This is a genomic window from Pseudomonas sp. PA15(2017) (assembly GCF_001945395.1).
In the GTDB taxonomy this organism is placed as follows: domain Bacteria; phylum Pseudomonadota; class Gammaproteobacteria; order Pseudomonadales; family Pseudomonadaceae; genus Aquipseudomonas.
In genome coordinates this window covers 326,415-346,225 of the sequence record NZ_MSXV01000058.1, presented here as the reverse complement: position 1 = coordinate 346,225, position 19,811 = coordinate 326,415, and the positions used below count along the sequence as shown (strand labels likewise).

Here is a 19,811-nt window from a genome sequence, read left to right as displayed (position 1 = left end):
GAACCATGCCTGCAGTTTTACGTCCGCTCGCCTGCGCCACCGCACTGGCCCTTCTGGTGGGTTGTGCCTCGAACAACCCTTACGACAACGTTGGTGGCGGTGCTGCCAGCGGCGGCGGTCATCGCACCGCGACCTACGGCGGCCTGGCGGCCCTGGCCGGTGCGGCGGTAGGCGCGGCGGTCAATCATGATGATCGCGGCAAGGGCGCCGCCATCGGTGCCGTGCTGGCCGGTGCGGCAGGTGCCGGCTATGGCTACTACGCCGATCGCCAGGAAGCCGAGCTGCGCCGCAGCATGGAAGGCACTGGCGTGGAAGTGCAGCGCCAGGGCGACGACATCAAGCTGATCATGCCGGGCAACATCACTTTCGCCACCGACTCGGCCGATATCGCCCCGAGCTTTTACGCACCGCTGAACAATCTGGCCACTTCGTTCAAGCAGTTCCAGAACAACAGCATCGAGATCGTCGGCTACACCGACAGTACCGGCTCGCGTCAGCACAACATGGCGCTTTCCCAGCGCCGTGCACAGAGCGTGACCGGTTACCTCACCGCCCAGGGCATCGACGGCTCGCGCCTGTCCAGCCGCGGCGCCGGCCCGGACCAGCCGATCGCCGACAACGCCAGCGCCGAGGGGCGTGCGCAGAACCGCCGCGTTGAAGTGAACCTCAAGCCCCTGCCGGGCCAGCCCGTGCAGTGACCCTGGCCGGCTGGCGGCCTGCCGGTCGCCAGCCTGCATCGCGCGTGCGGCTCGGGTAGGATAGGCGTCTTTTCTGCCATCTCCGGAGCCAAGCATGAGCGCTGATATCCGCGCTGCGGTCGAAGCCGTATTGCGTCAGTACACCGATCCCCATCTCGACCAGGATCCGCTCAGCGCCGGCTGCGTGCGTAGCATCGGCGTACAGGATGGGCAGGTCAGCGTACAGCTCGAGCTGGGTTACGCCGCGGCGCAATTCAAGCAGGGCTGGGCGCAGATGCTGCAGCTGGCCATCGAAAGCGTAGAAGGCGTGCGCAGTGCGCGCGTGGAGGTGAACTGCGTGATCGCCGCCCACAAGGCGCAGGCCCAGGTGCCGGCGCTGGCCAACGTCAAGAATGTGATTGCCGTGGCGTCCGGCAAGGGTGGCGTGGGCAAGTCTACCACCGCAGCCAACCTGGCACTGGCGCTGGCCCGTGAGGGCGCTCGGGTGGGCATTCTCGATGCCGATATCTATGGCCCCAGCCAGGGCATCATGTTCGGTATCACCGAAGGCACGCGGCCGCAGGTGCGCGAACAGAAGTGGTTCGTGCCCCTGGAAGCCCATGGCGTGCAGGTGATGTCGATGGCCTTCCTGACCGACGATAATACGCCCGTGGTATGGCGCGGCCCGATGGTTTCCGGGGCGCTGATCCAGCTGGTCACCCAGACGGCCTGGAATGACCTCGACTACCTGATCATCGACATGCCCCCAGGCACCGGTGACATCCACTTGACCCTGGCCCAGAAGGTGCCGGTGGCGGGCGCGGTGATCGTCACCACGCCGCAGGATCTGGCGCTGCTCGACGCCAGGAAGGGCGTGGAGATGTTCCGCAAGGTGAACATCCCCGTGCTCGGTGTGGTGGAGAACATGGCCGTGCACATCTGCTCCAGTTGCGGCCATGCCGAGCATCTGTTCGGCGAGGGCGGCGGCGAGAAGCTGGCGGCGCAATTCGGCGTCGATCTGCTGGCCTCGATGCCCCTGTCGATGGCCATCCGCCTACAGGCCGATGGTGGCAAGCCGACCGCCATTGCCGACCCGGAAAGCCAGATCGCCATGCTCTACCAGCAGATCGCCCGCATGGTCGGGGCGCGCATCGCCACCAGCGCCAGCAGCGCGCAGGGCGTGCCGAACATCGTCATTGCCGACGACTGAGGGTCATCGCAGGTGCGCTACGGCGCGCCTGCTGCATGAAATGCAGGCGTAAAAAATTTCCGGGAGAAATTTTTTACGCCGCTTGCGACGGTCCGAAGGGTATCTGCCAGGAATGGCAGACATAAAAAAACCCCGCCTAGGCGGGGTTCTTTTGCAGAAAGCGCAGGTTAGATAACCTGAACTTCCTCAGCTTGCATGCCTTTCTGACCACGGGTGGCCACGAAGGAAACTTGCTGGCCTTCTTTCAGGCTCTTGAAGCCATCGCTCTGGATAGCTTTGAAGTGTACGAACAGGTCGTCACCGGATTGCGGGGTGATGAAGCCGTAGCCTTTTTCATCGTTGAACCACTTAACGGTGCCAGTCTGACGATTGGACATGTGATGTCTCCTAAGAACTAAATAATTAACAGCCCTGGATAGAACCAGGCCGGGACTGAGTGCAACGAGTACTAGGAGTCGGACGATGTTTGGATCGAAATCTAGGCATCATGTAGCGATTCGCGGTGACACATGCAGCACAGTGGGCTCACCATACCCGCTTTTTTCGCGAAGTGCGAATGGTCTGTCAGTCTTTCTGCGATTTACTTGCATCGGCGCCTGCGCAAGGGCATCGCCGCGGGCCGTCGAGAGGCTTTGAACCCAGCTCTGCAGCCCGGTAAGATGCGTGCACTTTTCACCGTAACGACCTTCAGGACGGCCCCGCCATGAGCATCAAATCGGACAAGTGGATTCGCCGCATGGCCCAGGAACACGGCATGATCGAGCCCTACGTCGAGCGCCAGGTGCGCGGCGCGGACGACAGCCGGGTAATCTCCTACGGGGTTTCCAGCTACGGCTACGACGTGCGCTGCGCGGATGAATTCAAGGTGTTCACCAACATCCATTCGGCCATCGTCGACCCGAAGAATTTCGACGCCAAGAGTTTCGTCGACATCAAGAGCGACGTCTGCGTCATTCCGCCGAACTCCTTCGCCCTGGCGCGCACCGTGGAGTTTTTCCGCATTCCCCGTGACGTACTGACCATCTGCCTGGGCAAGAGCACCTACGCGCGCTGTGGCATCATCGTCAACGTCACGCCGCTTGAGCCGGAGTGGGAAGGCCACGTGACCCTCGAGTTCTCCAACACCACCAACCTGCCGGCGAAGATCTACGCCAACGAAGGCGTGGCGCAGATGCTGTTTCTGCAGTCGGACGAAGCATGCGAAGTGTCCTACAAGGACCGCGGCGGCAAGTACCAGGGCCAGACCGGCGTTACCCTGCCAAAGGCCTGATGGTCGCTGCAGCGTTCAAGGAACCGGGCCTGGCCCGGTTTTTTTTATGCCCGTTTTTCTGCCCGGAAAAACGGGGTGATGCTGGGCGCTGCGGCAAATCGCAGGCAAAAAAATGGGCGCTTCATGCGCCCGGAGAAATCAATCGATGCGTAATTTCTGAGTGGCGTTGGCGGGTGAAGTTCCCAGCGATTTATAGGGCGAACTGTTCATGGGCGGCAGGTCTACATGTGCATAAGGGCATGCGTTGCGTGCCGTCACCTGCTGGAGACTCGCCATGAGCCGATGGATCATCACCTATAGCCGAGACGAAGCTGCCGAAGTCCTCAAGGTGAAAGCCAAGGAGAAACCCAGCCTGGAGCAGGCGGTGACCTGGCTGCTCGAATGGGCTCAAGGGAATCTGGAGCCCCTCGAGCCGAAGGAGCAGCCCCACGAGGAGCAGACCCCCGCGGTGCGCCTCGAGGAACGCTTCGGCATCACCATTACCGGCATCGCCAAGGATTGACGCGCATCGCCCTCAGAACCGTTCATGATCTTTCGCCCAGGTTCGCCGATTCTGGCCGCTAAATGGCGGGGGCGGATGTTCCTCGATCCGCTGTGGGAGTGCGCCATGCGCGCGAGAGATCGCGGATATGGACTGGGCGTCCTCGCCCGCGCCCATAGATATGGCGCCGATGACCGCCTCTGCCTTGTAGTCACCGCCTCAGGCGCATAAAGACCGTGAACAGGTTCTTACGCCCGTGCGCGTTGCTGGTCGGCCGGTTCTTGCGGCGCAGTAGTACGCCGTTGCAGCGGTTCGACCTTGCGCTGCTTTTCATGGAGAAAACTCAGTACCGCATGGCGATAGGCGTTGTAGCGTGGGTCGTCGGCCAGGGCGATGCGATCACGCGGGCGCGGCAGATCGATGCTGAGGATTTCGCCGATGGTTGCCGACGGGCCGTTGGTCATCATCACGATACGGTCTGAGAGCAGCACGGCTTCGTCGACGTCATGGGTGATCATCATCACCGTATTGTGCAGCTCGCTCTGGATGCGCATCACCTCATCCTGCAGGTGCGCGCGGGTCAGGGCGTCCAGCGCGCCGAACGGTTCGTCGAGCAATAGTACCTTGGGCTCCATGGCCAGCGCGCGGGCGATGCCGACGCGCTGTTTCATGCCGCCGGAAATCTCGTTGGGCCGCTTGTGCAGTGCATGACCCATGCTTACCAGCTCCAGATGATGCAGCGTCCAGTCACGGCGTTCGGCCTTGCTCTTGGTGCGCTTGAACACCTTGTCGACGGCCAGGGCGACGTTTTCCTGCACGGTCAGCCAGGGCAGCAGCGAGTGGTTCTGGAACACCAGGCTGCGATCCGGGCCAGGACCACGTACCTCACGCCCATCAAGAATCACCGCTCCGCTGCTGGAATCGGTCAGGCCGGCGACGATGTTGAGCACCGTCGACTTGCCGCAGCCCGAGTGGCCGATGATGGAGATGTATTCGCCGCGCGCGACATTGAGGTTGATCTGGTTCAGGACGTGGGAGGTGACGCCGTCACGCTCGAAGTACTTTTCCACATGCTCGATGCTCAGGTAGTGCTTGCTCATGTCTGTCTCCTCAGGCCGATGTGCCACGGGTGATGCGATTGCCGACGAACAGCACCAGGCGGTCGAGCACGAAGCCGACCACGCCGACGTAGATCAGGGCGAGAATGATGTCGCTGATGCGCGAGGCATTCCACGCATCCCAGATGAAGAAGCCGATACCCACACCGCCGATCAGCATCTCGGCGGCGATGATCGCCAGCCACGACAGGCCCACGCCGATGCGCAGCCCGGAGAAGATGTACGGCGCGGCGGCCGGCAACATGATCTTTTGGAAGTACTCGACGCCGTTCAAGCGCAGCACCTTGGCGACGTTGCGGTAGTCCTCGGGAATATTGCGGATGCCCACCGAGGTATTGATGATGATTGGCCAGATGGCGGTGATGAAGATCACGAACAGTGCCGAAGGATGGCTGTCCCTGAAGCCGGCCAGCGACAGTGGCAGCCAGGCCAGCGGCGGCACGGTACGCAGGATCTGGAACAGCGGATCGAGGCCGCGCATCGCCCAGGTCGACTGGCCGACCAGTACGCCGAGGGCTACGCCGACCACCACCGCCAGGGCATAGCCGTAAGCCACACGCTCCAGGCTGGCGAGCAACTGCCAGGCCATGCCGACATCGGTGCCGCCGTTGTCGTAGAACGGATTGACGATCAGTTCCCAGGTGTCTTCGATGACCTGGCTGGGCGGCGGCAGAGCAGCGTTGGCGCCACTGCACAAGAGTTGCCAGATGAGCATCAGCGCAGCGATGATCACCAGCGGCGGCAGCACCGACTGCATCAGGGTTTTCGACAGGCGCTTCAGCCAACTGGGGGCGACGACGCCGGCCGGCAGGGCCAGGGATTTGACGGGCGCATTCATGGCGTTTCTCCGGTTAGGCCTTGAGGGTCAGGCTGTCGAGATAGGCTTGCGGGTTTTGGGGATCGAAGGTCTTGCCATCGAAGAAGGTCTCGACGCCGCGGGATTTGCCCTGGGGAATCTGCTCGGCGGGCACGCCCAGCTCAGCCGCTGCCTGGCGCCAGATATCCTCGCGGTTGACCTGGTCGATCAGTGCCTGGCTGTCGAAGTCCTTCGGCAGGTAACCCCAGCGCTTGTTCTCGGTCAGGAACCACAGGTCGTGGCTCTGGAACGGATAAGAGGCGAATTCGCTCCAGAAGCGCATCAGGTGCGGGCTGTTTTCCACCACGCGGCCGTTGCCGTAATCGAAGTTGCCCTGCAGGCGCGCCAGCAGGTCCTTGGCGGGGGCGCCGATCCAACGGCGTTTGGCGCAGATTTCCGCGACCTTCTCCTTGTTCGCTGCGGCTTCGCAGAACATCTGCGCTTCCATTACCGCCTTGAGCAGGGCGCGGGTGGCGTTGGGGTTGGCGTTTACGTAATCGGCGCGCAGCGACAGGGCCTTTTCCGGGTGGTTGGCCCACAGCTCGCCGGTGGTCACCGCGCTGTAGCCGATGTTCTGGTTGATCAACTGGGCGTTCCACGGCTCGCCGACGCAGAAGGCATCCATGCTGCCGACCTTCATGTTGGCGACCATCTGTGGTGGCGGGATGACCACGGTCGGCAGGTCCTTGTTCGGCTCGATGCCGCCGGCAGCCATCCAGTAGCGCAGCCACAGGTCGTGGGTGCCGCCGGGGAAGGTCATGGCCGCAGCGATTTTTCGGCCCTTGGCCTGCTTGGCGGCGACCGCCTGTTTGAAGGCGCTGGCGTCGGTACCGAGCTTGAGGTCCTGATACTCCTTACTGATCGAGATGCCCTGGCCGTTGAGGTTCAGGCGCGCCAGCAGGACCATCGGCAGCGGCGTGTTGTTGGTGGTGATCTTGCCCGCCGCCATCAGGTAGGGCATTGGCGTGAGGATGTGAGCACCATCGATGCCGCCTCTGCCGGCACCGAGCACCAGGTTGTCGCGGGTGGTACCCCAGGAGGATTGCTTGAGCACTTCGACGTCGGTCATGCCGTGCTTGGCGAACAGCCCAAGCTCCTCGGCGACGAACAGCGGCGCGGCATCGGTCAGCGCGATAAAGCCGAGCTTGGTCTTGGTGGTTTCCAGGCCATCGGTCCCCGCCGCCCAGACCGCGCTGCTCAGGCCCGCTGGCAGCATGCTCATCAAGGCGCCACCGCCGAGCAGCCCCATGGACTGCTTGAGGAAGGTGCGGCGTGGCAGACCGGTTTTTTCGTCGGCGGCGCGTGGCGTGTCATCCATCTCGTTCTCCCCAAAAGCACGCATAAAAAAACGGCGTCACGCTCATGGCAGCGCTGGGGCTGCATCGAGTGTGGACGCCGTTGTCCAGGAATTCGGATTGTGGAGGAGCAGAGCCTGCCTCCTTGTCAGGGATATAGCAGGTTGCATGCCAGCCACAGTTTTGCCTGAATCGACTGCCGGGGAATGGCTGCACAGCGGCGCGCACCACGTGTTAACTGATTGAACGGGAAGGCTTTTCGGAGCGCTTTGGTTACGTCACGCACAGTCGTGCAGCATGGCAACGAGCGTTGTGATCGCACAGCAGCGGGGCGCGGTGCCTCTTCAGTGCGCGGCGCAGGTGCATGGCAGGGGCGTGCTTGGGCGCCTGTAGTCAGATGGATCGGCGGCGATAAGGCAGAGGCGAACATCGTTGCTTCACCTGTTGGAACGGGCGGGCACGCCCAGTCCATGCCCATGATTTTTCGCGGGCATGGCCCGCTCCCACAGATGCTGTGCTGATGACCGCTCCCGCCACATTGCAGACATTGCCCACGGCATTACGCCGAACAGTGTGAACGGATTCCACGCGGGGCTGGCGAGCGATGCTCAGCAGATAGCCGCCGCTGGCTCAACCGCGCCTGCCCTTGTCCGCTCGCGGGGTTTCCTGGGCCTTGCGTGCTGCGAAGCTGAGCAGGTGCTGCGCCACGTCGACCAGGCGCATGCTGCGCTCCATGGCCGATTGGCGCAGGCGCGCGTAGGCTGCGTCTTCGCTCAAGCCGTAGTCGGTCATCAATAGCTTCTTGGCGCGTTCGATCAGCTTGCGCTCGTTGAGGGTTTCGCGGGTTTCCTGCAGTTCATCGCTGACCTGCTGCAGGCGCTGATTCTGCTCGTGCAGGAGATCCAGTATCGAGCGGGCCAGGTGATTGCCCACGGCGTCCTGGGGTGGGGCATCGAGGGTGCTGCTGTACACGCTGAACAGCAGCGCCTGGTCGCTGCCGGCATCCATCTGCGCCACGCGACCGAGCAGGGCGCGATGGTTGTCCAGGTCGGCATGGGCTTCGGCGATGCTGCGCCGGCAGCGTTCGAGCAGGCACTGAGTCAGGTGGCTTTCCACCTGTTTCATGGCGTCGATGCGCCTGGTATTGAGTTCGAACCACAGCTCGCACAACCCTGAGTCCACCTGGGCGATGGCCGAAGTGCGCTTGGCGATCCCGCGCAGGCTGACCACCTGGGCAACCGTGTCGGTGCCAAGAATCTGCTGCCACAGGGCATTGGCTTCGGTATCGGCGAATTCGCCAAAGATGTCGAAGCAGCGCTCCTGGCCTTCCTGCAGGTGTAGCAGGCGCGCCTGCAATTCATCGTCGAAATGCCCGCGGGAAAACCCTTCGACGCCGACCGCGCGTTCCTGACCGGCGAGTTCCTTGCCCTGCATGAAGTTGAACAGCGCCACCAGCACGCGGGTGATGCCAGGGTCGGCAGCGGTGTCTGCCGCCTCGAAGACCACCGCCAGCAGCCCGCCAATCAGGCGAGTGAAGGCCTGAGTCGCCTGCCGTGAAGACAGCTGCCGTTCGCGGATGCGCCGGCGCAGCCCCGGCAATTCCTCGAGACCATGCAGCACATAGGCGATGCGATTGAACAGGCGGGCGCGGTCGGCGGCATTGGCCTGGGCGGTGTCCATGGACAGAAAGCAGTCGTGCACTTCGCGCTCTAAGGCGGCAGCCCCTGCACTGTGCGCATCAAGTTGGTGCAGGTAGTGATCCGTTTGGTTGCCCAGGTAGACGTTCGAGTAGCCGCGCTCTTTCTGCAACTGGTGCACCAGTTGGCTGATCCGGGTGACCAGCTCGCAGGTGACGGACAGGCTTTCCAGGCCGTGCAGCTCGCAGCGGCGGGCCGCCAGCATGAAACGCAGAGTGGGGGGCATCTTGTGATCAGGCATGGGAACGTCTTGTCGGTCGCAGTGTTGAACCACAACGGTGCAAATAGCAGTCCAGTTTCGCGGCGCTGCAGCCGAACGGGCAGGCAGTGATGCGCCACGACGTGCTCTGGGCCGCCTCGAGGATGCAGGCGTGCCGTCGCCCCACCGATGTCAGGCGCTGTGCACCTGCAGCTGTTCGGCGGCCAGGAGGGCAGCGCCGACCACATCGCCGATCACCAGGATGGCCGGGCTTTTCAGCTCGAAGGCCCGGGCATCGTCGGCCATTGCCAGCAAGGTGCTGCGGCATTCGCGCTGGTCGGGTAGGGAGGCGTTCTCGATCATCGCCACGGCGGTGTGCGCGGCCATGCCGGCATCCAGCAGGTGCTGGCGGGTGTCGGCCAGGGTGGCGATGCCCATGTAGACCACGAGCGTCGTGCCACTGTGGGCCAGCGCCTGCCAGTTGGGCGAGCTGCCGTCCTGGGTATGGGCGGTGACCAAGGTCACCCCGCGGGCCACGCCGCGCAGGGTCAGGGAGATGCCACAGCGCGTCGCGGCGGCGAGACCGGCGGTGATGCCGTTGACGATCTCGCACTGCACGCCGCGGGCGGTCAGCCAATCGGCCTCTTCGCTGCCGCGGCCGAAGATGCACGGGTCGCCGCCCTTGAGGCGCGCCACCACTTTGCCTTGGCGGGCATAGCGCAGCATCAGGCGGTGGATGAAGGCCTGAGGCGTCGAGCGACAGCCGCCGCGCTTGCCGACGCGAATCACCCGGGCGGCGGGGCAGTGCTCCAGGACCTGCGGGTTGACCAAGTCGTCGATCAGCACCACGTCGGCCAGACCGAGGGCGCGCACCGCCTTGAGGGTGAGCAATTCCGGGTCGCCGGGGCCGGCGCCGATCAGCCATACACTTGGGTTCATCACGGTAATCCTCATGGTTCGGGTCGGCCTGATCTCTGTCAGGCTTCGATAGTTTGCAGCGCCAGCAGGCGCTTGATTTCCGGGACGCAGGAGCCGCACTGCGTCCCACAGCCAAGAGTCTGTTTCAGTGCGGGGAGGTCGCAGCCGCGTTCGATGCCTTCGCGGATGGCTGCCTCGCTGACGTTCATGCAGGTGCACAGGGTTTTGCCGGCGCGTGTCGCGGTCCGCCCGGGCGGCGACTCCAGCGGTGCCAGCAGCCAGCGCCGTAGGACGCGACCGGTGTCATCGTCCAGCGAGGTCTGGTTCTGCCAGAGCTCACGCAGCCAGTTGCGCGCTCGGGTTTCGCCGCTCAGGCAATAGCCGGTCAGGCGGCCTTCCTCGATGCGCACCCGTTTGTGAATGGGGATGCAGCCCCGTTCCTCGCGCGGGTCGTCGTAGCGCATCACCGGGCCATCGCTCAGGCCCAGGCACTCGTGCAACTGATCGCGCAATTGCGCCGCGGGGGCGTGATAGTGGGCGGCGCGCAGCACCAGGGCCGGCGTCTCGCGGCCGACCAGGCCGAGGCTGGCATAGGCAAAGCGGTCACACAGCGGGCGCAAGGCCTCCAGGCGCTGCTGCACGTCACCTTCGATCAGCGCCTGCAAGGTCCAGGGCAGGTCGATGGCCTGCACCTCGATGCCGGCGTGCTTCAGCTCGGGTTGCTTGGACAGCGCATCGAACGCCGGCAGGGTCAGGGCGTTGATGCCCAGGCCCTTGAGAAAACGGTCGCCCCAATGCATGGGCAGGAATGCCTGGCCTGGTCGCAGGCTGGCATCGGTCTGCACACGCACGACCAGCGCAGCACGGCGGCTGTGTACCTCGACCAGTGCGCCGTCCTGCAGCTGCCGCTGCGCCATGTCCTGGGGGTGCAGGCCCAATAGCGGTTCCTCGACATGGGCGAACAGTCGTGGTGCAGTGCCGGTGCGGCTCATGCCGTGCCATTGATCGCGCAGCCGACCGGTATTGAGCGTCAGTGGATAGCGCTCATCGCGTGGTTCCCTGGGCGGTTGATAAGCCTCGGCGACAAAGCGCGCACGGCCGCTGGCGCTCGGAAAGCGGCCATCGCCGTAGAGGCGCGGCGTGCCGTGCTCGGCGCCTTCCGGAAACGGCCACTGCTGTGGGCCGTGGGCTTCCAGCAGGCCATAACCGAGCCCGCTGAGGTCCAGGTCACGCTGGCGGGTGAGCACCTTGTACTCCTCGAACAGTTGCTCGGCAGTGTGGAAGGCGAAGTGGCCGGACGCTACGCCAGGCAGTCTGGCTTCCAGGCGCCGGGCGAAGTCGCAGGTGATCGACCAATCCGCCCGCGCTTCGCCAGGCGCCGGCACCGCGCGGCGCACACGGCTGACGCGACGCTCGGAGTTGGTCACTGTGCCTTCCTTCTCGCCCCAGCTCGCAGCGGGCAACAGCAGGTCGGCGAAGCGACAGGTTTCGGTGGTAAAGAACGCCTCCTGCACCACCACGAACGGGCAATCGCGTAGAGCCTGATGAATCTTGTGCTGATCGGGCATCGACTGAGCCGGGTTGGTGCAGGCGATCCACAGCGCCTTGATCCTGCCGCTGCCGACGGCCTCGAACAGCTCCACGGCGCTGAGCCCCGGCGTCTCCGGCAACTGGTCGACGCCCCAGTAGGCTGCTACCTCGGCGCGGTGCTCGGGGTTGGCGACCTCGCGGTGACCGGGCAGCAGGTTGGACAGGCTGCCGGTCTCCCGCCCGCCCATGGCATTGGGTTGGCCGGTCAGCGAGAAGGGGCCGCTGCCGATCTTGCCGATCTGCCCGGTGGCCAGGTGCAGGTTGATGATCGCGGCGTTCTTCGCGGTGCCGGCGGTGGACTGGTTGACGCCCATGCACCACAACGACAGGAGGCGTGGCGAGCGGCCGATCCAGTCGGCGCAGCGGCGCAGTTCCATCTCGCTGATCGCGCACAGCTCGGCCACGCGCGCGGGCTCGTATTCGGCAACCAGGCTTTGCAGCGCGTCGAAGCCTTCGGTATGCGCTTCGATGAAGACGTGGTCGATCCGCCCCTGTTCCAACAAGAGGTGCAATACGCCGTGCAGCAGCGCCACATCGCTACCGGGTGCGATGGCCACGTGCAGGTCGGCCAGTTCGCAGGTATCGGTACGCCGCGGATCGACGACGATGACCTTCATCTGCGGGTTGCCGGCCTTGGCGGCTTCCAGGCGACGAAACAGGATCGGGTGGGCATAGGCCATGTTGCTGCCGATGATCAGCAGGGTGTCGGCTTCTTCGATGTCTTCGTAGGAGCAGGGCGGCGCGTCGGCGCCCAGGCTGCGCTTGTAGCCGACCACGGCCGAGGACATGCACAGGCGCGAATTGCTGTCGATGTTGTTGGTAGCGACCAGGGCGCGTGCCAGCTTGTTGAAGGCGTAGTAGTCCTCGGTCAGCAGCTGCCCGGAAATGTAGAAGGCGACGCTGTCCGGGCCGTGCTCGCGGATGGTGGCGGCGAACACATCGGCAGCGTGATCCAGGGCGCTGTCCCAAGCCGTGCGGGTACGGCCCAGGTTCTTGCCCAGGCGTAGCTCGGGGTACAAGGCGCGGGCGGCGATGTCGCCGGTCAGGTGCAGCGAAGCGCCCTTGCTGCACAGTTTGCCGAAGTTGGCCGGATGAGCCGGATCGCCACTGACACCGAGAATGCGTTCGTCATCGTGCTCGATCAGCACGCCGCAGCCAACGCCGCAGTAGCAGCAGGTCGAGGCGGTGGTCTGTGTGGAGCGATCGTTCATCAGGCTGCTCCCTGCAGAAGCAGCGGTTCGGCAGGCATGGCCACAGCCTCGTCGCCGAACATCAGCAGGTCGCGGATGGCGGCCACGTTGCGGCCTTCGCGGATCAGCTGCAGATACCAGGCGCCATCAGCGGTATCGCCGTACAGGCAGGCACCGACCAGCACATCGTTCTTCAGCACCAGCTTGCGGTAGCTGCCGGTGGTCGGGTCGTCCAGGATGATGCGCTGCGTGCCTGGGCCGCCGGCAAAATCCCCGGCGGAAAACACCTCGATGCCGGTGACCTTGAGCTTGGTGGCGGTCTGCGAACCGAGGTAGCGACGATAGCCCTGCATGGCCAGGTGGCTGGCGCACACGCGGGCCTGCTCGAACAACGGCGCCACCAGGCCGTAGGCGACGCCGCGGTGGCTGACGCATTCGCCCACCGCGTAGATGCGTGGGTCGAAGCTCTGCAGCGTGTCGTCGACCAGGATGCCACGGGCGCAGGGCAGGCCGGCGCGCTGGGCCAGTTCGATATTGGGGCGAATGCCGGCGGCCATCACCACCAGGTCGGCCGGCAGGCTCTCGCCATCGCTGAAGCGCACGGCGCTGACCCGGCCGGCAGCATTGCCGATGAGTTCGCTGGTTTGCTTGCCAAGGGCGAAGTGCAGGCCGCGGCGCTCCAGTGCAGCCTGTAGCAGACGCCCGGCGCGCTCGTCGAGCTGGCGCTCCAGTAGGGTCGCGCCGTTATGCACCACGCTGACGTCCATGCCACGTAGCTTGAGGCCGTGGGCCGCTTCCAGGCCCAGCAGGCCGCCGCCGATCACCACCGCGCGGCGGTGTTGGGTGGCGCTGTCGAGCATGAGGCGGGTGTCGGCGATGTCGCGGTAGCCGATTACACCGTCCAGCGTGTTGCCGGGAATCGGCAGCATGAACGGTCGCGAGCCGGTGGTGATCAGCAGGCGGTCGTACGCGGCGCGGCTGCCGTCATCGGCAATCACCTGGCGGCGGATGCGGTCGATCTCCACCACCTTGCGGCCCAGGCGCAGTTCGATGCCGTGGTCGGCATACCAGGCAAGGTCGTTGAGCACGATGTCGTCGAAGGTCTGCTCACCGGCCAGTACCGGCGAAAGCAGGATGCGGTTGTAGTTGGGGTGCGGTTCGGCGCCGAACACGGTGATGTCGTAGAGGTCGGGGGCAATCTTCAGCAGCTCTTCGAGCGTGCGCACGCCGGCCATGCCGTTGCCGATCATCACCAGTTTCAAGCGTTTCATCCGCAACCTCCGTTGAGCTGACCCGGGCCAACGTGGGGCCGAAAAAAAGGCATCCTGCACCGTGAGTGCAAGGACGCCTTTGTCCGGTCCCGATTCGTTTCGGGGGCCTGCCGTATGCCGACAGGCTCGATGTCTGCGGGTACATCAGCAGGGAGTGTGCCAATCAGCTTCAAAGATGCGCGTTCGGCAGGCGACGCTCGCGCCCGACAAGCGCTACCGGGCGCCGGTACTGGCGCAGGCCTACGCCAGTTTGTCGCTTGCGTTGCAGTTTCACTGCCCCGAGCTGGTGCGCAAGGCACCAGCCTGGTGCCTCAAGGCGTCAGCAACAGGCGTTTGCGCCCGTAGGTCTTCTCCAGGTTCTGTTGCAGCACCGGGAAGCTGACGTACTGCGCGCGCCGCCAGGCGTCGATGCCGTCGGCATAGTGCGGGCTGGCCGGGTTGCCCGACTGTCCGGAGCTGTTGAGGCCGATCATCGGCTCCTCGCGGCCGAAGTCGACGATCATGCGCATGCTCGGGATCAGCCAGGTATCGAAATCCTGGCCCCAGTTGTAGGCCGAAACGTTCAGGGTGCTGTGGTCACCACCGGCAGGGTATGGGCCGCGATCCAGATAACCCTTGAGCGAGGCGATGCTGGCGCGCTGCCCGGCGCTCAGGTAAGGCGCCATCTGCGTGCTGGCGCTGCGCCATTCATGGGTGTGCAGCTTGCCCCACTGCCAGGCATTGTGATCGGCGCCCAGACGCTGTTCGAGCAGCTCGATGCTGGCCGCCAGGCTGCGCGCCAGGATCGTCGGCTTGTCCTCCTGCTGGGCGGTGCGCACGTCGTTCCAGAACGGGCTGTCGTCACGGCCGAGCAGATGATCGGCCTGCGCCGAATAGGACAGGTTGGCGGTATCGACCAGAGCCTTCCAGGCCGGCGAAGTGTCCGGACCCAGTTCATCGAGGAATATCTCCCGGGCGCTCTGGTGCAGGAAGGCGCCGTATACGGCGGCGTCCGCGGAAGTGGCCGCGAGCTTGCCGTCGAAGGCCATCAGCCGGCTCAGGGCCTCGCGAGCCTTGCCGCGTTGTGCTTCGGGCAGGCGGTCGATGGCCTGGCGCAGCGGCGCGGCCATGTTCTGTGCTTCGAACATGCTCTGCAGTTTGGCCACAAAGGGCGAGGTCTGGTCGTACTGCATGGCGATCATGCTTTGCGTGTCGTGGCGGCCGCTGCCGGCCAGCTGCGCGATGCGCTCGTAGCGTTCCGGCGCATACCACGAGTTGGACAACTGCATGCCGTAGCCACGCGGTGCGCTGCGCTGGTTGGCACTGCCCAGCCAGCCCTGCTGCGGGTCCTGGTCATAGGGGTGGAGCATGGGGTCGGCAAAACCGTCCCACTCGTAACGGCTGTTCCAGCCGGGTGACGGCACCAGGCCCAGGCCTTCACGGCGATTGGGGAAGCGTCCGGTGACCTGCCAGCCGATATGCTCGGCATCGGCGAACACCAGGTTCAGCGGCATGGCGCGGATTTCCCGGGTTGCCTCGAAGGCCTGCTCGACCGACTGGGCGCGGGACAGGTCGAAGAAGGCGTCCAGGCTGGCGTCGTTTTCGAACTGCGCGGTCTGTAGCGCCAGGCCGTAGCCGCTCTGGATCTGCAGTGGTTGCATGGGGTGCTTGCGCTCGCCCAGCACGCTATTGAGCAGCGGGCCGTGACGGGTTTCGTAGACGGTCTCGCGGATCGGTTTCTGGCCCTTGATGAAGAAGGTTTCCTGGCGCTGCACGGCCGGCTGCCACTTGCCGTCGGCGAGGTACAGCAGGCGATTGCCCTCGCGCTTGACCTGCTCGAGGAACAGGTCCTGATTATCGCCCATGACCATGGTCATGCCCCACGCGAGCTTGCCGTTGAAGCCGGCAACCACCGCAGGAATGCCTGCGACCGTGACCCCGGAGGCCTGGAATTTCGGGGCCCGAATCTGCACGAAACTCCATACCGAGGGCAGCTCGATCGGCAGGTGCATGTCGTTGGCCAGCAGGCTCTTGCCGCTGCGGCTGCGCGACGGGCCGATAGCCCAGTTGTTCGAGGCGGCCACGCCGAGCATGTGCTGTTCGGACACCTGGGCGGCGGCGCTCTTCACTGCCTGCAGGCCGGGGATGTTGCTGCCCAGGTTCAGGCCCTTGAGCTTGTCGGCCTCCTCGACCGGCAGCGGCTCGTCCGGATAGGTGGGCAGCAGCCAGGCGAGTTTGTCGGCGCCGACCTTCTGGGTCAGGCTCAGGGCGGCGATTTCTTCCTGCAGGTTCACCGACAGACCGAAGTTGAGCAGGCAGAACACCAGTACCGAGTCTTCCGGCTTCCAGTACGGCGGGCGATAGCCGGCTTCGGCCAGGTCCATCGGCAGCTTGTCGCGATAGCGGAACAGGTAGGCGTTGACGCCGCGGGCGTAGACCTCGAAGAACGCCTTCATGCGTGGCGAGGCATTCTTGTAGAGCACCTCGGCGCTCTTTTTCAGGTTCACCGCGCGCATGAAACGGTCCATCTCCAGCACGCCGGGGCCGGCCATCTCGGCCAGGCGGCCCTCGGCCATCAGGCGCAGGCTGACCATCTGGCTGAGACGATCGCTGGCATGCACGTAGCCCAGAGTGAACAGGGCGTCGTGGAAGGTGTGGGTCTCGATCAGCGGCATACCGAGCGGGTTACGGCGCACCGAGGCGGTCTGCGCCAGACCCTGGACGCGAAAGGAGCCCTGATCCGGCGCCACGCTGCTGCGATAACGGCTGTCGAGCAGAGATTGGCAACCGCTCAGCGCGACCATACCGGTGACGAGGCCGGCGAGGCTCAGGGTGGCGAGAGGACGGAAAGCGCGCGGCAGCATGCGGCGGACTCCTGAAGAAAAAGGCTGGTGGGCGGCGCCTGGGCGCGAACGGCGGTAAAGGTAGAGAGCCCCATCACGCCTGGCAAGTGGCGCGAGAGGCGATGCGACGTGGGGTTATGGCCGGGCGGCCAGCCCCTCGTCGAGCAACCAGCGTGCGCCCTGGTGAGCCTGCTTCCGATGGGCCTCGCTCAGCTCGGCGAAACGCGCCTCGTGCTGGCGGCGTTCAACTCGGCTCAGGGCCTGCCAGTCGGCATGGGTCGGTACATGGGCGGTGGCGTCGTACAGACGCTGGAACACTTGGGCCTGGGGCATGAGGCTCAACGCGCTGTCATAATTGTCGAGCAGCACCTTGATGCGGATGGCGCCTTCGATCAGCGGCAGTTGGCCGTCGAGCAGGGAGCTTGCCAGCACCCGCAGATCGTCATGCAAGCGCTGGCGTTGCGCGAGGCGCACTCGCGCCTGCTGATGCTGCCTGGCCCAGACCTGGCGCCAGAGGTAAGCCGCGTAGAAGACGAGCGCGCCGACGATCAGTACCGCGAGCAGGATCAGGAACTGATCAAGCCCCATGGCACTTCTTGAATTTCTTGTCGCTGCCGCATGGGCAGGGGTCGTTGCGGCCAACGTCCTTCAGGGTATTGCGTACCGGCTCCTGAGGCGCATGGTTGCAGTGCGGGCCGTGCACATGACCGTGATCGTGGTGATGATCATGGTCGTGATCGTGGTTGCAGTCTGGGCCATGGACGTGGGGTTGCTGGGTCATGCGGGTCACTCCGGGAGATAATCGCCGGGAATTATCTCGCCATTGCGCGCCATGTGCACGCGGCGGCCGAAGAATAATCCGGTTTTCACTTCACCCCGCAGGCGGTAGCGAATAGGCTGCTCGGGCTCTTCCAGCAGCTTGACCACCTGGCGTACATGGCGCCACAGGTTAGTGCGCACGGGAACGTCGAACTCCAGGTGCCCCTTGGCCGGCACGGTGAACCAGACTTCCGACTCGCCGTCGGCGAGCAGCACGTCGTTCAGGTGCACCACGTATTCGAGGCCGCGTACCGGCAAGCTGACGTCGTTGGGGTTATCGATGCGAAAGCGCAGGATGAAGCGCTGCTCGAGCAGCTTGGCCTTGACCACGTTGACGTCCACCAGGCGTACGTCCGGGTCTTCGAAACTGTCCGAGAACCAGGTCGAGCAGCCGCTGAGCGCCGCGCCCATACCCAGGAATACCATTAGGCTAAGAATTCTTATCGTTTGCGCCTGATAAAACATTTCATACTCCGTTCGAGTCCCCAGTGTACAAGAGTCAGCTTGGCTACCCTAGGCCTGTTGTCATTTCGTTGCGCAATGTGGCTCGCGGGGGAAAATGCCGACTGACGTTCGTGCATGCGCAAAAAGCTGCGTCATACTGGCCCGCATGCATTTAGGTTTTATTGCCGCGGCCGAAATGACGCGGTGAGTCGACGAGAAGGAAGGGATGATGGCGCGATACGAGATCGCATTTTCCGGTGAGCTGGTGCCCGGCGCTCAGTTGCAAGTGGTCCAGGCCAACCTGGCCAAACTGTTCCAGGCCGATGCGCAGCGAATCGCCCAGCTGTTTTCCGGGCGCCGTGTGGTGATCAAGAACAATCTGGATGAAGCCGGTGCCGAGAAGTACCGCAGTACGCTGGAGCGCGCTGGGGCTCGGGTCGAGGTGGTCGACGCCGACGCTCAGGTCGTCGAGGAAATCGAGCTGGCGCCGCCACCGTTGGCCGCACAGGTCAACCAGGCCTCGGCGCAATCCACCGGGCGACTGGTGGTCGCACCGCGGGACGAGTACATGGCCGCGTTCGTCAACGTGGATGCGCCGGATTTCGGTGTCGCCGTATTGGGCGCGGATCTACAGGACGGCAAGGCGCCAGTGGCGGCGCCCGATCTGGATCTGTCTGCGTTCAGCTTGGCGCCGGTAGGCAGCGATATGGGCCAGGCCAAGCCCGCGCCGACAGCGCCGGCGCCGGATACCTCGCACCTCAAGTTGCTTTGAGGTGTACGTTTACAGGTAGCTCGCGCAGCATTTCTTGAATTTCTGGCCGCTGGCGCACGGGCACGGGTCGTTGCGGCCGGCCTGTAAGCCTACGGTCGGGTCGATGAAGTACCAGCGCCCACTGTTCTGCACGAAGGTCGAGCGCTCGCGATGGCTGTGTTCGCCCTCGGCGTCGTGCCAGCGGGCCACGAAGGTCACGCGAGCATGTTCGGGTTGGCCGCCAAGCAATTCCGAGTGCTCGACCTCCAGGCCCAGCCAGGTGCTCTGCAGGCTCCAGGCGCGAATGCCGTCCACATCCAGCTTCGCTTGTTGCGCCGGCAGCGACGTCGCCAGCAGATAATCGACATTGCCCAGCACGTAGGCACTGTAGCGCGAACGCATCAGGCTCTGGGCGCAGGGTGCAGCTGCGCCGTCGTGATAGCGCCCGCAACAGTCGGCGAGCGCGCCGCCGCTACCGCACGGGCAGCCGCTTGGAATCGCGTCAGGTTTCATGCTCACCACCAGTACTTGCCAAAATTCTCCGGGTTGGCCCAGAACTTGGCGTTCAGCCAATCGGGCGCCTGCTTGTATTCCAGCAAATCGTAGGTGAACAGGCTGAGCACCTGTTCGTCACGCGCGAAGCGTTCACTGACTTGCAGCGCGAGGGCGAAGAAATCGGTGTCCTTCCAGCCACAGGCGGGCAGGTCGACCAGCACCGCCATGCGGCTGGCGTTGAGGTTGCGGATGCCGCCGAGCAGTTGCAGGCCGTCCTTGCGTTGCAAGTGCTCCAGGCAATCGACCACCACGGCGAGGTCGAAACGCTGGGCCGCCAGGTCGCCGTCGAGGCTCCCGGGGGCGGCGTGAGCAATCTGGCTATGCGGGTGTGCCTGTTGATAGGCGTTCACCGCCGGCTGTTCGCTGGCGCTCACCATAAGCAGTCGGGACGGCGCATAACGTTGCAGTAGAGCGGCCAGCGATTGTTGGGGCGTGCGGGGGGATGTGATCTGAGTCATCAGAAACCTCGAAACGATCACGAAAGACTACCGCGCATGTTCACATTCAACTAGAACTGTTCGACCTGCAGTAATGTCGGAGTGATGTCTGGCAGATTTAAAAGCGGGCGTCTTTAATCCAGAGTGTCGGTTTTCGCGCCGATTCCTATTAGGAGACTTGCATATGAGTATTACAAGGAAAGCGGTACCC

General features: G+C 64.3%; 19 protein-coding genes. 5 read left to right on the top strand and 14 right to left on the bottom strand.

Translation table 11 applies throughout. From position 1 onward, the window contains the following. Nucleotides 1–5: 5 nt before the first annotated feature. Both BVH03_RS23345 and apbC read left to right on the top strand, forming a co-directional pair. Nucleotides 6–698 carry an OmpA family protein gene (locus BVH03_RS23345; RefSeq protein ID WP_075963408.1) on the top strand — a complete coding sequence of 231 codons (693 nt, stop codon included), beginning with the start codon at nt 6–8 and terminating at the stop codon, nt 696–698. Between the two features lie 94 nt (nt 699–792). Then, nucleotides 793–1,887: an iron-sulfur cluster carrier protein ApbC gene (gene apbC / locus BVH03_RS23340; RefSeq protein ID WP_075963407.1), complete on the top strand. Its 1,095-nt coding sequence runs from the start codon at nt 793–795 to the stop codon at nt 1,885–1,887. Between the two features lie 167 nt (nt 1,888–2,054). Here the strand turns inward: apbC and BVH03_RS23335 are convergent, their stop codons facing one another. Then, nucleotides 2,055–2,264: a cold-shock protein gene (locus BVH03_RS23335; protein ID WP_003245585.1), complete on the bottom strand. Its 210-nt coding sequence runs from the start codon at nt 2,262–2,264 to the stop codon at nt 2,055–2,057. 326 nt (nt 2,265–2,590) lie between these two features. Here BVH03_RS23335 and dcd point away from each other — a divergent pair, with 326 nt between their 5' ends. After that, nucleotides 2,591–3,157, top strand: a complete 567-nt coding sequence (gene dcd / locus BVH03_RS23330) for a dCTP deaminase (protein ID WP_075963406.1) — start codon at nt 2,591–2,593, stop codon at nt 3,155–3,157. 274 nt (nt 3,158–3,431) lie between these two features. After that, complete coding sequence (locus BVH03_RS23325) at nt 3,432–3,659, top strand: hypothetical protein (protein WP_075963405.1); 228 nt, start codon at nt 3,432–3,434, stop codon at nt 3,657–3,659. A gap of 227 nt (nt 3,660–3,886) precedes the next feature. Here BVH03_RS23325 and BVH03_RS23320 read toward each other — a convergent pair whose 3' ends face one another. The 11 genes from BVH03_RS23320 to BVH03_RS23270 all read right to left on the bottom strand — a co-directional run bounded on the left by BVH03_RS23320 (nt 3,887) and on the right by BVH03_RS23270 (nt 17,878). Next, on the bottom strand, nt 3,887–4,738 hold the full coding sequence (locus BVH03_RS23320) for an ABC transporter ATP-binding protein (RefSeq protein WP_075963404.1): 852 nt from the start codon (nt 4,736–4,738) through the stop codon (nt 3,887–3,889). A 10-nt stretch (nt 4,739–4,748) separates the two neighbouring features. Continuing rightward, nucleotides 4,749–5,594: a nitrate ABC transporter permease gene (ntrB, locus tag BVH03_RS23315; RefSeq protein ID WP_075963403.1), complete on the bottom strand. Its 846-nt coding sequence runs from the start codon at nt 5,592–5,594 to the stop codon at nt 4,749–4,751. 13 nt (nt 5,595–5,607) lie between these two features. Beyond that, nucleotides 5,608–6,930, bottom strand: a complete 1,323-nt coding sequence (locus BVH03_RS23310; protein ID WP_075963402.1) for a CmpA/NrtA family ABC transporter substrate-binding protein — start codon at nt 6,928–6,930, stop codon at nt 5,608–5,610. 607 nt (nt 6,931–7,537) lie between these two features. After that, on the bottom strand, nt 7,538–8,845 hold the full coding sequence (locus BVH03_RS23305) for a nitrate regulatory protein (protein ID WP_075963401.1): 1,308 nt from the start codon (nt 8,843–8,845) through the stop codon (nt 7,538–7,540). Nucleotides 8,846–8,995: 150 nt separating this feature from the next. Then, on the bottom strand, nt 8,996–9,742 hold the full coding sequence (gene cobA, locus BVH03_RS23300) for a uroporphyrinogen-III C-methyltransferase (RefSeq protein WP_075963400.1): 747 nt from the start codon (nt 9,740–9,742) through the stop codon (nt 8,996–8,998). A 38-nt stretch (nt 9,743–9,780) separates the two neighbouring features. Then, nucleotides 9,781–12,522 (bottom strand): nitrate reductase, encoded by a 2,742-nt coding sequence (locus tag BVH03_RS23295; RefSeq protein WP_075963399.1) that lies wholly within the window; start codon nt 12,520–12,522, stop codon nt 9,781–9,783. Continuing rightward, complete coding sequence (locus BVH03_RS23290; RefSeq protein WP_075963398.1) at nt 12,522–13,772, bottom strand: NAD(P)/FAD-dependent oxidoreductase; 1,251 nt, start codon at nt 13,770–13,772, stop codon at nt 12,522–12,524. The genes BVH03_RS23295 and BVH03_RS23290 overlap by 1 nt, the downstream gene beginning before the upstream one ends. A 311-nt stretch (nt 13,773–14,083) precedes the next feature. Then, complete coding sequence (locus BVH03_RS23285) at nt 14,084–16,555, bottom strand: penicillin acylase family protein (RefSeq protein WP_256574803.1); 2,472 nt, start codon at nt 16,553–16,555, stop codon at nt 14,084–14,086. A 174-nt stretch (nt 16,556–16,729) separates the two neighbouring features. Continuing rightward, nucleotides 16,730–17,182 carry a DUF2489 domain-containing protein gene (locus BVH03_RS23280; RefSeq protein ID WP_075963396.1) on the bottom strand — a complete coding sequence of 151 codons (453 nt, stop codon included), beginning with the start codon at nt 17,180–17,182 and terminating at the stop codon, nt 16,730–16,732. After that, nucleotides 17,172–17,375: an SEC-C metal-binding domain-containing protein gene (locus BVH03_RS23275; RefSeq protein ID WP_075963395.1), complete on the bottom strand. Its 204-nt coding sequence runs from the start codon at nt 17,373–17,375 to the stop codon at nt 17,172–17,174. The genes BVH03_RS23280 and BVH03_RS23275 overlap by 11 nt, the downstream gene beginning before the upstream one ends. 5 nt (nt 17,376–17,380) lie before the next feature. Further along, entirely contained in the window at nt 17,381–17,878 is a 498-nt protein-coding gene (locus BVH03_RS23270; RefSeq protein WP_075963394.1) for an LEA type 2 family protein, read from the bottom strand. A gap of 208 nt (nt 17,879–18,086) precedes the next feature. Between BVH03_RS23270 and BVH03_RS23265 the strand changes: the two genes are divergently transcribed. Then, the gene (locus BVH03_RS23265) at nt 18,087–18,629 is read left to right on the top strand and encodes a hypothetical protein (RefSeq protein WP_075963393.1); all 543 of its coding nucleotides are present in this window, start codon (nt 18,087–18,089) and stop codon (nt 18,627–18,629) included. A gap of 9 nt (nt 18,630–18,638) precedes the next feature. Here the strand turns inward: BVH03_RS23265 and BVH03_RS23260 are convergent, their stop codons facing one another. Further along, complete coding sequence (locus BVH03_RS23260) at nt 18,639–19,121, bottom strand: YchJ family protein (protein ID WP_075963392.1); 483 nt, start codon at nt 19,119–19,121, stop codon at nt 18,639–18,641. A gap of 2 nt (nt 19,122–19,123) precedes the next feature. After that, complete coding sequence (locus BVH03_RS23255; RefSeq protein WP_075963391.1) at nt 19,124–19,621, bottom strand: DUF6231 family protein; 498 nt, start codon at nt 19,619–19,621, stop codon at nt 19,124–19,126. Nucleotides 19,622–19,811: the final 190 nt, after the last annotated feature.